This window comes from Catenulispora sp. GP43 (genome assembly GCF_041260665.1).
Classification (GTDB): domain Bacteria; phylum Actinomycetota; class Actinomycetes; order Streptomycetales; family Catenulisporaceae; genus Catenulispora.
In genome coordinates, this window is sequence record NZ_JBGCCT010000021.1 from 127,275 (window position 1) to 142,328 (window position 15,054).

10 protein-coding genes are annotated in these 15,054 nt (G+C 69.5%); 9 read left to right on the forward strand and 1 reads right to left on the reverse strand.

What is annotated here, in order from left to right:
- Positions 1 to 22: 22 nt before the first annotated feature.
- From ABH926_RS35065 to ABH926_RS35105, 9 genes are all read left to right on the forward strand, one after another.
- Complete coding sequence (locus ABH926_RS35065) at positions 23 to 2,896, forward strand: hypothetical protein (RefSeq protein WP_370370260.1); 2,874 nt, start codon at positions 23 to 25, stop codon at positions 2,894 to 2,896.
- Entirely contained in the window at positions 2,893 to 4,182 is a 1,290-nt protein-coding gene (locus ABH926_RS35070) for an enolase C-terminal domain-like protein (protein WP_370370261.1), read from the forward strand. Before ABH926_RS35065 ends, ABH926_RS35070 begins: the two co-directional genes overlap by 4 nt.
- A 39-nt stretch (positions 4,183 to 4,221) precedes the next feature.
- A complete protein-coding gene (locus ABH926_RS35075; RefSeq protein WP_370370262.1) occupies positions 4,222 to 5,577 on the forward strand; it encodes an ABC transporter substrate-binding protein in 1,356 nt (451 codons plus the stop codon).
- 28 nt (positions 5,578 to 5,605) lie between these two features.
- Positions 5,606 to 6,505, forward strand: a complete 900-nt coding sequence (locus ABH926_RS35080) for a carbohydrate ABC transporter permease (RefSeq protein WP_370370263.1) — start codon at positions 5,606 to 5,608, stop codon at positions 6,503 to 6,505.
- Positions 6,502 to 7,398 (forward strand): carbohydrate ABC transporter permease, encoded by an 897-nt coding sequence (locus tag ABH926_RS35085; RefSeq protein ID WP_370370264.1) that lies wholly within the window; start codon positions 6,502 to 6,504, stop codon positions 7,396 to 7,398. Before ABH926_RS35080 ends, ABH926_RS35085 begins: the two co-directional genes overlap by 4 nt.
- Positions 7,395 to 11,207 carry a fibronectin type III domain-containing protein gene (locus tag ABH926_RS35090; RefSeq protein WP_370370265.1) on the forward strand — a complete coding sequence of 1,271 codons (3,813 nt, stop codon included), beginning with the start codon at positions 7,395 to 7,397 and terminating at the stop codon, positions 11,205 to 11,207. Before ABH926_RS35085 ends, ABH926_RS35090 begins: the two co-directional genes overlap by 4 nt.
- The gene (locus ABH926_RS35095; RefSeq protein ID WP_370370266.1) at positions 11,204 to 12,010 is read left to right on the forward strand and encodes an NAD-dependent epimerase/dehydratase family protein; all 807 of its coding nucleotides are present in this window, start codon (positions 11,204 to 11,206) and stop codon (positions 12,008 to 12,010) included. Before ABH926_RS35090 ends, ABH926_RS35095 begins: the two co-directional genes overlap by 4 nt.
- Before the next feature lie 68 nt (positions 12,011 to 12,078).
- Positions 12,079 to 12,888 (forward strand): SDR family NAD(P)-dependent oxidoreductase, encoded by an 810-nt coding sequence (locus ABH926_RS35100; RefSeq protein ID WP_370370267.1) that lies wholly within the window; start codon positions 12,079 to 12,081, stop codon positions 12,886 to 12,888.
- A gap of 9 nt (positions 12,889 to 12,897) precedes the next feature.
- Complete coding sequence (locus ABH926_RS35105) at positions 12,898 to 13,929, forward strand: mannonate dehydratase (protein ID WP_370370268.1); 1,032 nt, start codon at positions 12,898 to 12,900, stop codon at positions 13,927 to 13,929.
- 3 nt (positions 13,930 to 13,932) lie between these two features.
- On the opposite strand, the gene ABH926_RS35110 is transcribed toward ABH926_RS35105, so the two are convergent.
- Entirely contained in the window at positions 13,933 to 15,036 is a 1,104-nt protein-coding gene (locus ABH926_RS35110; protein WP_370370269.1) for an NUDIX hydrolase, read from the reverse strand.
- Positions 15,037 to 15,054: the final 18 nt, after the last annotated feature.

Sequence of the window (15,054 nt, forward strand, 5' to 3'; positions counted from 1 at the left end):
CGTCGTCATGGAGGCCCGAGAAATGTTCCACCCCAAAGACCCGATAAGCCGGCGCCGCGCTCTGGGGTACGGCGCGGCCGCGACCGCCGGCGCCGTCGCGGCCGGCGTGATCAGCGGCCCCGATGCCCAGGCCGACGCGATCGCCGCCGACACCACGAGCCCCGCTGCGGTTCGTATCCCCTTGGTGGACGTGAATTTCAGCGACACCACAGGGCTCTACATCGCCGACCCGAACAGCGGCACCGCACCGGCGGCCCTGGTTGTCACCTTCAACAGCACGGTCGCGATGACCGGCACCATCGCCTGGACCCTGACCCGGCGCGGCACGACGCAGCTGGGCACCGGGACCTCTCCGTTCAGCGCCCCGGCCGGATCACCCGGCGTGGTCACCATCCCCCTCGGCGCGCTGGGTCCGGACCACTACCAGGTGGCGGTCACCGTCACGAAGTCCGACGCCACGGTGCTCATCAACGCCGTCCACGGCCTCGGCGTCATCCGCCAGACGGTGACCGGCCTGCGCCCGGACTCGGTGTTCGGCCTCGGGATCCGCCCGGAGGGCACGTGGGCGGTGAGCCAGCAGATCGCCGCGCGCATGGGGGTGAAGTGGACCCGCGGCATCGTGGCCGTCGAGCCGGACACCGTGGCCCCCTCGGCCGGCGTGTTCTGGGACCAGACCGCGATCGACGCCGCGCGCGCCGAGGTCCAGGGCTGGCTGGCGCTGGGGATCACGCCGATCGGCGGCATCAACTACAACATGTCCTGGAACGTGCAGCCGCTGCCCAACGGCACGGTCCCGCTGCCGTACCAGAACCGCCCCAAGGACATGGTCGCCCACTCGCAGATGGTGTACCACAGCATCGCGCCGTTGCAGGATCTGGTGCAGAACTGGGAGCTGTGGAACGAGCCGTGGGTGCACGGCTGGTCCTGGGCGACCGGCACGGCGCAGGACTACCGCGACATGACCAAGCTGATTTGGGACCTGGTCAAGCCGGACTACCCGGACGTGAACCTGATCGGCGGCGGCTCGGTCACCTACAACCGCGACATCGTCTACGCGGTCGGCTCGGACAAGGTCGGCTATATCGACGGCTCGGTCAACCACGCGTACGGATTCCCGGACGCGACGCAGTACGCGATGACCAAGACGCAGATCAAGCTGGACAAGAAGTACGGCCAGACCCAGGGTCGAGCCGGACAGTGGCAGACCGAGCTCGGCACCGCGGCCAGCCTTCAGTTCCCTGATTACCCGGTGAACATGCGGCAGTACGGCGTGGCGCGCACGCTGACGCCGAACTACCTGCTGCACATGCTGGCCGGGGCCGAGGAGGACTCGCCGGTCAAGGTGTTCTGGTTCTCGCTGTGCTACGACGCGACCTACTCGGGCGCCGAGTTCAACATGTACGACAACAAGACCAAGAGCCCCGGCGCGGCGATCGTCGCCTACTCCACGATGACGCGGGTCCTGGAGGACTGCGAGCTGCTCGAGGAGCTCTACCCGACCGCGCGCTCGACGTGGGGCTTCCTGTTCAAGCACACCGACGACAAGGGCCGGGCCGCGATCTACGCCGACCAGCTCTACGACGGCACGATGGAGCACCAGAACGCCGGCTACACCGGCACGCTGACCCTGAACAACGCGCGGCACGTGCGCGTCTACGACTACCTCGGCACGCAGCTGTTCGACGGCAGCAAGACCACGGTCACCCTGCCGCTGAACCCGTGGGAGGTCCTGTACTTCGACACGGACCTGCGCCCGAACGATCTCAAGACCCTGCTGACCGAAGGCGCGGTGTTCTCCTACGACGAGCCGGTGAAGGTCACGCCGCTGTCGTTCGTGAAGCCGCTCGGCGCGGGCAGCACGATCGATCTGCGGGTGGAGAACGTGTCGCCGGCTCCGGTGCACGCGAACGTCACGATCACCGCCCCGGCCGGCTGGACCACGCCGACGGCGACCCGGCCGGTACTGCTGGCGCCCGGCGAGAGCCAGGTCGTGTGCTGGCCGGTGCAGACGTTCCAGATCGATCCGGGCAACGAGTACCCGATCGCTTACGACGTCACGATTCCCGGCCGGGACGGTTTCCACCTGAAGGGTTCGCAGACCGTCCAGCTCGCCTACGTCCCGAACCGGTCGATCACCGTCGGCGGCAGCCCGAGCCAGTGGAACGGCGTCGTGCCGGTCACGATGTCGAGCACTGTGTTGCTCGCGGGAGTCAGCGACACCAAGGACTACAGCTTCCAGACCGCTTGGGACAGCACGTGCCTGTACGTGCGCGCGGTCATCGAGGACGACACGCAGTCCTCGAACCTGGTGTGGGCTTCGGCGCAGGGCCAGTACCTGTTCCCGTTCAACGCCGACAGCATCCAGATCGGGTTCGACGTCGTCGACAATCCCGACGACCTGCTAGCCGGCGACCCGCACTACGACAAGTGCCTGAAGTCGATCTCGCACCTGTTCGTAGCCACGCTGCCGTTCGGCGCCGGCGAACTGCACCGCCAGCTCGCCCCCGGCACGAACTACCAGACCTTCTATCCGACGAACGCGGTGCTCCCGACGCCGCTGGGCCAGTTGGACGCGCACGCCGCCACCGGCGCCGACGGCCGGGTGGTCGTCACCCGGGACGACACCAACAAGGTGACGACGTACGAACTGGCGATCAACTGGAACCAGCTCCCCGAGCTGTACGCGGCGCTCCAGGCACTGCCGGCCGGCCAGGTCCACGAGACCGTGATGGCGCTCCAGGTCCACGACGGCGGCAAGAACGGACATGGCAACACCTACTGGACGGCGCAGAACGAGGGAACCGCCTCGGGCTGCTACAACTTCGCGCCGTTCTGGGGCACCGGCGCGCAGTTCACCGGCGGCCGGATCGACACCCGTTGGGGGATCGGCCAGTGACCTCGCACGACGGACTCCGGCCGCCGGAACCCCCATGGCTCGAAGATTCCTCCGGCGTCCGCATCACCGGCGTCCGGACCATCCTCACCGCACCGACCGGCACCACGCTGGTTGTGGTGCGGGTGGACACGAACCAGCCGGGCCTGTACGGGCTCGGGTGCGCGACCTTCACCCAGCGCGCCAAGGCAGTGGCGACCGCGGTCGACGAATACCTGGCGCCGCAGCTGATCGGCCGCGACCCGGCCGACATCACGGACATCGTCAGCACCCTGCATGTCTCGGGGTACTGGCGGTCCGGGCCCGTGCTGAACAACGCCATCTCCGGCATCGACATGGCGTTGTGGGACATCAAGGGCAAGGTCGCCGGGCTCCCGGTGTGGCAGCTGCTCGGCGGCCGTTGCCGCACCGCGGTCCCGCTCTACACCCACGCGGCCGGGGCGGATGCCGAAGAAGTCGCCGACGAGGTCCTGGAATGGGTCGACGCCGGCTACACATACGTGCGCTGTCAGGTAGCCGTCCCTGGAGGCGGCACCTACGGCGCACCGAAGGCGGCGAGCGACGCCGAGAGTGAGGGCTATCGGCGCTCGCTCGTCGCCGACGCGTGGGATCCCCGCGCGTATCTGCGCACGGTGCGCGATCTGTTCGAGCACCTGCGCTGCGAGGTCGGCTCGGACGTCGAGCTGATCCACGATGTGCACGAGCGCGTGCACCCCACCGAGGCCGTACGGCTGGCCAAGGATCTGGAGCAGTACGACCTGTTCTACCTCGAGGACCCGGTCGCCCCGGAGGACCTCGACTGGCTCCGCGCCATCCGGAACCAGTGCGCGACGCCGATCGCGATCGGCGAGCTGTTCGTCAATCCCGCCGAGTACCGGCCGGTGGTCACCGAGCGCTTGTGCGACTTCATCAGGGTCCACATATCGGCGATCGGCGGCCTGACCCCGGCCTGGCGGCTGGCGAACCTCGCCGACAGCTTCGGCGTGCGCACCGCGTGGCACGGCCCCGGCGACGTCTCGCCGATCGGCCACGCCGCCAACCTCGCCCTGGACCTGGCCAGCCCGAACTTCGGGATCCAGGAGCAGCACCTGTTCGCCGAGCAGCACCGGGAGGTCTTCCCGGGCTGTCCGGAGATCCGGGACGGCCACCTGTGGCCGTCGGACGCGCCGGGGCTCGGCGTCGACCTCGACGAAGCCCAGGCCGCGAAGTTCCCGCCGGCCGCCAAGGCCGAGCCCGGACGTGCCTGGCGCCCGCCGCGCCGGGGCGACGGTGCCCTGCAACGCCCGTAGTTCGCTCCCGTCCAGGAATCAGGAAACGGAGACAGCGTCATGAGCATCCGCAGACCGGCCGCGATCGCCCTGGTGGCGGTCGTGGCCGCGACCACCGCGGCCGCGTGTTCCTCCAGCAAGTCCTCCGGCTCGGGCTCCGCCGGGCCCACCGAGACGCTCACCATCGCCGAGTGGACCAACCCCGGCGCGGTGGACTTCACCAAGGCACTCAACGCGCAGTTCGAGAAGGCGCACCCGAACGTCAAGATCAACTTCCAGAACACCGCGACCGCCAACGGCGCGTGGGGGCAGTTGTCCACCAGCCTGCTGCAGTCCAAGTCGGTGGACGTGCTGGCGCAGTTCGCGCCGACGCAGAAGGCGTTCCCGCCGAGCTTCACCAGCATCAAGCCCGGCGGCCCGGCGGCGCTGATCGAGGCCGGCCAGCTGGTCGATCTGAAGGACCAGCCGTTCATGAAGGACTACGACATGACGGCGCAGCAGGCGGCGGTCGGCTACAACGGCGGCGTGTACGGCGTCATGGCCGCCGAGTACGCCGGGGCCGGGGCGATCTGGTACAAGAAGGACCTGCTCGCCAAGTACAACATGACGGTCCCGACCACATTCCAGGAGTTCCTGGACGACTGCGCGAAGCTCAAGACGGCTGGCAAGACGCCGATCTTCCTGGCCGGCAAGGTCGGCATGCAGGGCGGCATCTGGCAGGGCATCGAGAACCAGACCCTGATGGCCGGCAAGCAGCCGACCGACTCCACCCAGGTCTCGACCGACCGCGCGAACGCCTTCTGGCAGGGCACGCAGAACTGGACCGACCCGGTCTACAAGACCGTCGGCGCCAAGTACCAGCAGGTGATGCAGTACATCGAGCCGGCGGCCGCGGGCGTGGACCAGCAGACCGCGCCGGGCATCTGGGCGGTCAAGACCGACGACTACCCGTTCCTGCTGGACGGCTCCTGGGACTCCGCGACCATCCTGAAGGCCAACCCGAAGCTGAACGCGGGCCTGTTCGTCCTGCCGGGCACCGACAACGCGGCCGACAACCGGGTCCCGGTCAAGCCGGACCTGACCTGGGTGGTGCCGACCTCGGCCCCACACAAGGACCTTGCGATGCAGTGGCTGGCGATGTTCTCCGACCCGGCGAACTACAAGAACTGGCTGAAGGCCACCGGATCGATGTCCACCGAGCCGGCGGTCACCAACACCGACACGCCGTGGATGGACTGGCTGAACCAGCACACGTCCGACTCCTTCGTGCAGCTGACCACGCCGTGGATCCCGCAGGGCGCGTCCAACGACGCCGCCGGGCCGGACTACTACAAGCTCGCGCCGATCGGCACGGACAGCCTGGACACGATTTTGGCCCGCTCGGCGGCGGCCTACACGAAGTCCATCGGCAAGTAGGCACTCTGATCCTTTGAGAGGAGGCGGCGTGTCGCGCTGTCCCTTCGGAACCTCACGCACCCGACGGTTCATCCCCTGGGCCAGCATCTCGATCCCGGGGATCGGGTGGCTGCTGTTCGGGCTCTACCCGTCGTTGGCCACCATCGGGTACTCCTTCACGCAGTACTCGGGACTGCCCGGCACGCCGCTGAACTTCTGCGGATTCTGCAACTACACGACCGGGTTCACCGCCCTGTGGGGCGAGCTGTGGCCGGCCATCAAGACGACGCTGATCTACGTCGCGGGGGTCACCATCATCCAGAACGCGGTGGGCCTCGGCCTGGCGATGCTGCTGAACCGCAAAGGCCGCACGTACACCTTCTACCGCGCGCTGATCTTCATGCCGCAGATCTTCTCGGTCGCGGTCGTGGGCACCATCTTCGCCCTCATCCTGGACCCCGTCATGGGCCCGGCCGAGACCGCGTGGCACGGCGTCTTCCACAGCACCTCGGCCTTCCTCGGCGACAACAGCCTGGCGCTACCGCTGGTGATGCTCGTCAACATCTGGATGTTCTCCGGCTACTCGATGCTGATCTACATAGCCGGCCTGCGGAACATCCCGAAGCCGGTCTACGAGGCCGCCGCCCTCGACGGCGCCGGCAAATGGCGGGTGTTCCGCCACGTCACCTGGCCGCTGCTGGCCCCGGCGACCACCGTCAACGTCTTCCTCACCGCGATGGGCACGCTCGGCGAGTACGCGCTGATCCTGGTCCTGACCGGCGGCAACTTCGGCACCAAGACCCTGGGGCTCTACATGTACGACTCGGCCTTCGGCGGCAACAGCCAGCTCGGGTACGGCTCCATGCTCGCGATCCTGCAGTTCGGGCTGACGGTCGTGATCGGCGGCGGGCTGCTGTGGGGGCTGCGGCGGCGGGAGATACAGCTGTGAGCGCCAAGCGCACCCTGCACGCACCGTCCCGCGCCTCGTACCTGTTCCGCGCCAGCGGACGCCAACTGCTGTGCTTCGTGATCGCGTCGTTCGTGTTCGCGGCTCCCCTGGTCTACCTGTTCCTGCAGTCGTTCAAGACCTTCACCGGCTTCCTCCAGGATCCGACCGGCAGTCCGCATCCGTGGACCAAGCAGAACTTCGGCGATGCCTGGAGCGCCGGGGACTTCGGCCGAGAGATGATCAATAGTCTGATCTACGCGGTCATCCCGGTCACGATCACGCTGACGCTCGGGGTGTTCCTGGCGTTCCCGATCTCGCGGGGCTGGTTCCGGCACTCCAACGTGCTGTACAGCTTCTTCATCTTCTCCGGGTTCCTGCCCGGCGGGCTGATCCCGCTGTTCATCGAGGCCCGGGCGCTGCACCTGTACAACTCGATGCCCGGCTATCTACTGATGGTCAGCCTGTCGGGGGCCGGGTTCTTCTTCTTCGTCGGCTACATCAAGGGCATCCCGCGCGAGATCGACGAGGCGGCGGCCCTGGACGGCTGCGGCTACATCCGCTTCATCTTCACGATCGTCATCCCGCAGATGAAGCCGGCCCTGGCGACCTTCGCCATCTTCGGCTTCGTCGGCGCCTGGAACAACCTGATCCTGCCCCTGGTCATGCTCTCGGACAAGACACTGTGGCCGGTGACGCGCGGCCTGTACTCGTTCTTCGGCGAGAACACCCAGAACTGGCCGCTGATCGCGGCCGGCACGTTCATCGTCGCCGCGCCGATCCTGCTGCTGTTCATCCTGCTGCAGCGCTTCCTCGTCGAGGGCGTCGCCGGCGGCGCGGCGTTCGGCACGCAGGGCGTGGCGAAGGCGGCGACCGAGCAGGGGGACGGGGAATGAGCAGGGTGTGGGGTGCGCAGGACGACCATGTCGAGTTCGTCCTGCGCGACCTGATCGACCATCCGGAGTTCGCGTGGCCGCGGACGCTGCTGCGGTATCCGGTGCGGTGGGAGACGACTTCGGTTTCGGTCATGGCCGAGGAGCTGCGGCTGGTGGATGAGGACGGCGAGGCGGTGCCGTTTCAGCTGACCGGGGTCACCGAGTCGGGTGAGTACTTGGCCGCCGCAACGGTCTGCTTCTTCGCGGAGCTCGCGCCGGGACAGAGCCACGAGTTCACGCTCTCGGCGGACGCAGCTCTGCCCCTCGCGCAGGCAGGCGCGGTTTCAGCAACCGAGACCGACGACGAGATCATCCTCGACAGCGGCCTGGTGCGAGTGCGGCTTCCCGCCAAGCTGCCGGCAGACGGCGAAACACCCGGCCCCATCACCCACTTCGATCGCGGGGCCGGCTGGGTAGGCAGCTCCACAATCAGCGGGGCGGTCGAGACCATCAAAGCCCGGGTGCTGGAAGCCGGTCCTTTATTCGTGGACTGCGAAGTGGCGTACCGGTTCGCCGGCGGCGCCCGCTACACCGCCGTCGTCCGAGCGCTGGCCGGCTGCGGCTTCGTCGAACTGTCGGAAACGATGTCGGCCGGCCTGAACGCCACCTGGGACCTGGCCTGGACCGGCCTGTCCCCCACCCACCGCTTCTCCTCCGTCTGGCCGCACGAGCAGGCCCGCAGCTGGCGCGGCATCGATGACCCCATCGTCCTCGGCGGCGGTGGCGAGGATCCGAACTTCTCCGGGCCCGGCGGCACCGAAGATCCCAGCGTGGACATGATGTTCACCGTCGGGCCCTACGCGCCGAGCTTCGCCTGGGACATCCGCCCCCACGCCGCCTTCTGGGACGAGCGCTCCGGCGACGCGTGCGGCGTATTCATCCGCGACCACGCGCAGTGGGACGACCAGCTCTACGCCGTGTGGGCCTCCTCGGACCGGCTCCAACTCCACTTCCGCCACACCGATGACGTCCTGCACTGGACCTGGCCATTGCGTCCCGGCACACGCGTCACCGGCATAGCGTTCTACGACCACGCCCCCATCGACCGGCCGTATCAGACTTCGTATGCGCGCGAGCTCCACCACTGGCAGGGCACGCTCAGCCTCGACCGGGTCAAGGACTGGCAGCTGGAGTACGACGGCGCCCGCCCCGAACCGATCGCCTCCGAGGGCGAGTTCGCCACCGCCGACGACTTCGCGAAGGCGTTCTTCGAAGGCGACGAGGGACCGCGGCTCATCGCCCGGGGCGTGAACGAGGTCGGCGGCTATCTCAATATCCTGCAACGGCCGCTCTACGACCGGTTCCTGGACGGCTACGACCGGCACCGCGAGTCCCTGACCCCCGAGGACCGGCGCCGCGTCGAAGCCCTGCTGCTCCTGTGCGCGTATGTCTCGGCCGGCGAGGAGATGACGCCGCTGCTGCGCATGCTCGGCGGCCACCCCAACTTCCACGCCGACGGCGTCGCCGCGCTCGCCGCGCTGGCCTGGGCCTTCCCCGACCACCCGGCCGCCCCGGCGTGGAAGGACCGGTTCGAGAAGGTCGCCGAGGTCCTCGGGCAGGCGTTCACCCGGCCCGCGCTGCCCGCTAACGAGGCCGCCGGCGGCCGCTGGACCGAGAGCATCGCCACCTACACCTGGGCCTTCCTGCGTCCGATGACCCTCGGCAACGCCCTGGCCCGGCGCGCCGACGGCCGCAACCGCCTGGCCGCCCCACAGTACGCGGCGCTCGGCCGCTGGCTGGTCGACGCGCTCACCGCGCCGATCGCCACCCCCGACGGCCCGCTGCGCATGCATCCCGCGCAGGGCGCGCACGCCTTCTGGCCCCGCCGCTCCCCGATCGAACTGCGCCGCCTCGCCGACGCGCTGCGCACCTACGAACCGTTGCTCGCCGAGTACCTGGTCTGGGGCAGTGACGAGAACGCGAAGGGCCTGGACGTCCGGCCCGGCATGCCCGACCCATGGCGGCCGCTGGTGGAGACGGTCGGCGATTCCGGCACCAATCCCCGCCTCCGCAGCTCCAAGTACACCGGCTACGGCATCACGCTGCGCGCGGACTTCGCCGAGGAGTCCGAGGTCGCGGTCTTCCTCCAGCAGGTCGACCATGGTCCGAACTATCGCTGGGGCATCGCCGACGACAACGGCTCCGGCCACATCTACTACTACGCCGACGGCCGCGCCTGGAGCGGACACGGCCCCGAGGACGCCGGGGACCGCCGCGTGCCGGACGGCACGTTCGCCACGTCCTGCGCGGTGTGGAAGGACGGCGGGTTCCGCGCGATCGGGCAGAACGTGCTGGAGCGCCCCTTCTACGACCTGGGCTGGGCCCAGTACGCGGAGATCGTGCCGCATCCCGAGGGACCGGTCGCGCGGGAGTACATCAGTCGCAGTGTCCTGTTGATGGGCTCGGACTACATCGTGGTCCACGACGCCTTCGCGCCGAAGCAGCGCATGGTCTGGACCTGGTCCACGCTGGCCGCCGCGACCGGCCACGACGCGAACAGCTTCGCCGAACTCCCGGACCGGATGCCGGCCGTCCACATGCTCAGCGCCGTGCCGTTCGTCGACGAGATCCGCACCTCCACCTCGCAGATCCGGCGCTGGGAGGGCTCCGACACCGACGTGCTGGCGGTGGTCAGCCACCGCGGCGACGTGGCCGCCGACGCCCGGCCCTGGGGCGCCAGGATCCGCGGCCCGCACGGCGTGGACCACGTGTTCCGCGCCGGCCGGGACCCGGTCGGCCTCGACCACACCGCGGACGGTCTGCGCTTCGCCGGCACCGTCGGCGCCATCCGGGTCGGCGACGACGGCCGCACCCGGCTGGCGCTGGTCCACGGGAGCGCGATCGGGGCCGGCGACGTGCTGCTCACCACGGACGACCCGGATCTGGGCGTCAGCCTGGAGTTCGAGGATCCGGCGCACATCACAGGGGCCTACTTCACTCGCAAGGAGACCACCGCGAAGCTGCGTATCGCCTCCGGGCTCGGCTCCGGAACGCTATTCGTCGACGGTGTCACGCCGATGATGACCCGGCTGGACGACACCGAATTGCTGGTCTCGCTGCCGGCCGGACGGCATCGGTTGGAGTTCACCCACCGGCTGCCGCGTCCTTCGGCGCCGCGTGTGCTGCGGACCGCGAACAGCAGCACCAGTGCTGTCATCGAGTTCGAACACGTCCAGGCGGCGGAGTCCTACGTGATCCAGGTGTCGAAGGACGGCGGGACGCTTTGGGAGACCGCCGGTTCGGCTCGGCAGAGTCCCTTCACGCTGCACAAGCTCGCCACCGGCACGAAGTACCACGTGCGGGTCGTGGCCGCCAACGCGGACCAGGTCAGCGAGCCCGGTCCGGACTATCCGGTCCACGTCGACACCAAGCGGCCACCGTCCCCGGACGGTCTGCGTCTGCGCCTCGGCGCCGGTCACGTGGACGTTTCCTGGGGTGAAGTCCTTGGTGCATCGCGATACCGCTTGTACCGTCGGGTGAAGGGCGATCTCGGCTATCGGGAGGTGTTCTCAGGGCTGGCGTTCGAGTACCGGGACACCGAACCGGCCTCGGACCGCGTCTACGAATACGCCGTCGCCGCCGAGAACGGCAACGGCATCGGTCCGGAATCCACGCCGATCGACACGGACGCCGCCAGCTGGCGCTTCTGGGAGCCGCCGGTCGGTGCCGGTGGGCACGAGCCCGGCTTCCGCCGCCGCCACACGTACAACCAGCCTCCCTACACGCCGGACCCGATCGTCCCCGATACCTATGGGGAGGCGTTGTCATGACCGAACGGATCCTGATCACCGGCGCGGCGGGACGCATCGGCACAGCTCTGCGGCCGCTGCTCGCGCGACCGGGCCGGATATTGCGGCTCCTGGACATCAACCCGGTGGAACCCGGCCAGGACGACGCGGAGATCGTCACCGCCTCCTTCAACGACCCGGACGCGATCGACGGGGCGTGCAAGGGTGTGGACGCCGTCGTGCACCTCGGAGGGAAGCCCGGCGAGGGCCCGTGGGAAGAGCTGGCCGAGGTGAATGTCGAGGGTACCCGCCAAGTGCTGGAAGCCGCGGTACGGCAGGGGGTACCGCGGATCGTCCTGGCCTCGAGCATCCATGCCGCCGGCTTCTGGACCCGGGACGACGTCGGGCCGGACGGTTCCCTCCCGGCCGGTGTGGCTCCGCGCCCGGACACCCTTTACGGCGTGAGCAAGGCGGCGGTGGAGGCGTTGGGGAGCCTGTACCACTCGCGCTTCGGCATCGATGTCAGCTGTCTGCGATTGGGCGCGTACCGGTCCGAGCCGTTGTCCACCGTGGACCTCACGGTCTGGATCTCCCACGGGGACGGCGCGCGCCTGGTCGAGGCGTGTCTGGCCGTGCCGGCCCCGGCCGCCTTCCGGGTGCTGTGGGGCATCTCGGCAAACGCCCGGGGCTGGTTCTCCCTCGCCGAGGGCGAGGCGATCGGCTACCGGCCCGAGGACGACGCCGAGCGCTTCGCGGCCGGCATCGCCGGTCTCGAGCGCTTCGACTGGTCCGACCCGGTCCTGCACCGGGTCGGCGGCGGTTTCTGCGCCATGCCGCTGGGTTGATCGGGACGCCCGCGGCTTGTTGATCCCCCTCGGCGCTCGTCCGAGGGGACCTGGAAAGGACGAACGCAGTGAAAGAGCACGCGGGGCGGGTCGCCCTGGTCACGGGAGGGGCGAGCGGGATCGGCCGGGCCACGGCCGAACTGCTCGCCGCCGCCGGGGCCGCGGTGGCGGTCAACGGGCTGCGGGAGGGTGACGCGGCCGAGACCGTCGAGGCGATCGCCGCGGCCGGCGGCCGGGCCGTCCCGGTGATCGCAGACGTCTGCGACGCCTCGGCGGTCGAGCGCGCGGTGCAGACCGCCGTCGACGCCTTCGGCCGGCTGGACGTGCTGGTCACCTCGGCGGGCATCCAGCGCTACGGGACCGTGGCCGACACCGAGGAGAAGACCTGGGACGAGGTGTTCGCGGTCAACGTCAAGGGCGTGTTCCTGGCCGCGCGTGCCGCACTGCCGCATCTGCGGCGCTCGGGGGACGGCGCGATCGTCGTGGTGTCGTCGGTGCAGGCGGTGGCGACGCAGGCGAACGTCGCGGCGTACACCGCCGGCAAGGGCGCGCTGGGCGCTCTGGTGCGGTCCATGGCGATCGACGAGGCGCCGTACGGAGTGCGGGTGAACGCCGTGTGCCCGGGCTCGGTGGACACCCCGATGCTGCGGCGCTCGGCGCGGCTGTTCAGCGACGGCACGCAGGAGGGGGTCGATGCCCTGCTGGGCCAGTGGGGGCGTGCGCATCCGCTGGGCCGGATCGCGCAACCGGCGGAGGTCGCGGAGGTGGTGGCGTTCCTGGCCGGGCGCCGGTCCGCGTTCGTGACCGGCGCCGATATCCGGGTGGACGGCGGCCTGCTGGCCTCGCTGGCGGTCGCCCTGCCGGAAGACGGGGAGTGAGTGACGCCGATGCGGGTGGCTCTGGGGCATGTCGACGAGTACGACGAGCGGACAGCGATGTTCGCGCATCAGCTGGGTTTGCAGAGCGTGCAGCTTCATACGCCGAGCAATCTCGTTGGCGCTGAAGGGTTCTGGTCGGAGGCGGAGCTGCGGGCCTTGCGAGAGCGGATCGAGGGTGACGGGCTGCGGCTGGAAGGGCTGGAGAACGTTCCGGCCGCGCACTTCGCGCTGATTCAGCGTGGGGCCGCGGGGCGGGACGAGCAGATCGAGAACTACCGGCGGACGGTTCGGAACATGGGTGCCGCCGGGATCCCGGTGCTCGGGCATCACTGGATGCCGACCTATGTGTGGCGGACGTCGATGGAGGCGGTGGGGCGCGGGGGCGCGCACGTCTCGTCGTTCGATCTGGCCGATGCCGCGGCGGGGAACGCTTTAGCGGCGTACAAGCTGACGCCGGAGGAGCCGATCGATCCGCCGCTGAGTGCCGAGGACATGTGGGCGAACTACCAGTACTTCCTGGACGCGGTCTTGCCGGTCGCGGAGGAGGTGGGGGTACGGCTGAGTCTGCACCCTGATGATCCGCCGGTCGCCGAGCCGCTGGGCGGCGCGGCACGGATCTTCACTTCGCCGACGGCGCTCGCCGAGGCGCGGGACCGCGCGCATGGCAGCCGTGCCTGGGGCCTGACGCTGTGCACCGGGACGGTTTCGGCGATGGCGGGGGCGGCCAACGTCACGGAGGTCATCGATTTGCTGGGGCCAAGTGGGCACATCGCGTACGTGCACTTCCGGGATGTGCGCGGGACGGTGCCGACGTTCGCGGAGTGCTTCCTCGGCGAGGGCAACTTCCATCCGCCGAGCATTCTGCGGCGGCTGCACAAGGTCGGGTTCGACGGTTTCGCCATCGACGACCACGTGCCGGCCCTGGTCGGGGATGCGGCGACGTGGGGTGACACGTCTTCGGAGGCCTATTGCAGCCGGGGACGCGCCCACGAACTGGGGTACATCTCAGGGATCGTGGACGCACTCGGCATCGGCGGCTGAGGATCAATCCTCGTCGTACACCTCCGGCTCCGCCTTGTCCCACGCGGCCTCGAACACGGCCCGCTCCACCGCGGCCCGGCCCAGGGCCGGGTCGTAGAGGTCGAAGGGCGGGTTGAAGGGCCAGTCGTCGGTCTTCCTGAAGGAACCGTCGGCGTACTCGACGACCTGGCGGGTGCGGTAGCCGTCCGCGCCGATCTCGGTGAGGTAGAAGGCCTCGCCGTGTTCGGTGTCCTCGTCCCAGGCCTGGCGGAGGTGGACCGTGCCGCGGCCGACGAGCGCGCCGAAGCCGGGCTGGTCGCGCTGTCCGTCACGAGTCGCCTTGAGGCTGGTCAACGGGTTCTCGTCGGCCGCGTCGATGTCGATCTCCTGCAGGTCCCAGTCCGCGGCGCGCTCGACGCTCTGCCTGGAGGTCACCACGACGACGTCCGCGACCCGTTCCATGATCTCCTTGGCGCTGCGGGCCGTGACCCACCACCACAGGCCGCCCATGCCGTAGTCGTGGCAGACGAGGTAGCGCTCCTTCACACCGTCGCGGTAGCCCTCGGGCGAGGGGTCGGCGACGCGGAAGCCGAGTTCCTCGCCGGCCCGCATGGCCGCCTTGGCCTGATCCGCGCCGGTCTCGTGCCAGTTGATGAGCTGTGGGGCGCGCTCCAGGCTGGTCATGAAGCGGCGGTTGGTGCGGCCGTTGTCGGGGTCGGGGCCGATGGGTTCGTAGCCGATGATCGGGGCCGCGTAGCGGATCTGCGCGTACGGCTCGGGATGCTTCTCCAGCCAGGTGACCACCTGGTGGCCCAGGTAGATCGCGCGATCGGTGTCGATGCGGATCTGGGACTCCTCCATCGCCTCGCGCGCGGCGGTGCGCAGCAGGTCGCCGCCGTCCTCGGGCTCCGGGCGGCCGCCGGGGAGGGTGTAGCGGTGCGGGTGCTGGGGGCCGCGGTCCTGGATCAGGACCCTGCCGTCGTCGGGGTCGAGGGCCCAGACGTAAGCCTGCGTCACCGGCATACCGGGCGGGACCGGGGTCTGGTGCCACTCCATGCGCGGCAGTTCCGGATCCGCCGGCTGGTGCGCGTGTTCCGGCTGTTCCCCGTGGTGTTCCTCGGCGTCCATCGCTCCTCCATCCTCGAC

What these genes read in the sequence shown, in the direction of transcription:
- ABH926_RS35065 (WP_370370260.1), top strand. Translation starts at nt 23, where the DNA reads ATGTTCCACCCCAAAGACCCGATAAGCCGGCGCCGCGCTCTGGGGTAC.
- ABH926_RS35075 (WP_370370262.1), top strand. Translation starts at nt 4,222, where the DNA reads ATGAGCATCCGCAGACCGGCCGCGATCGCCCTGGTGGCGGTCGTGGCC.
- ABH926_RS35090 (WP_370370265.1), top strand. Translation starts at nt 7,395, where the DNA reads ATGAGCAGGGTGTGGGGTGCGCAGGACGACCATGTCGAGTTCGTCCTG.
- ABH926_RS35095 (WP_370370266.1), top strand. Translation starts at nt 11,204, where the DNA reads ATGACCGAACGGATCCTGATCACCGGCGCGGCGGGACGCATCGGCACA.
- ABH926_RS35105 (WP_370370268.1), top strand. Translation starts at nt 12,898, where the DNA reads ATGCGGGTGGCTCTGGGGCATGTCGACGAGTACGACGAGCGGACAGCG.
- ABH926_RS35110 (WP_370370269.1), bottom strand. Translation starts at nt 15,036, where the DNA reads ATGGACGCCGAGGAACACCACGGGGAACAGCCGGAACACGCGCACCAG.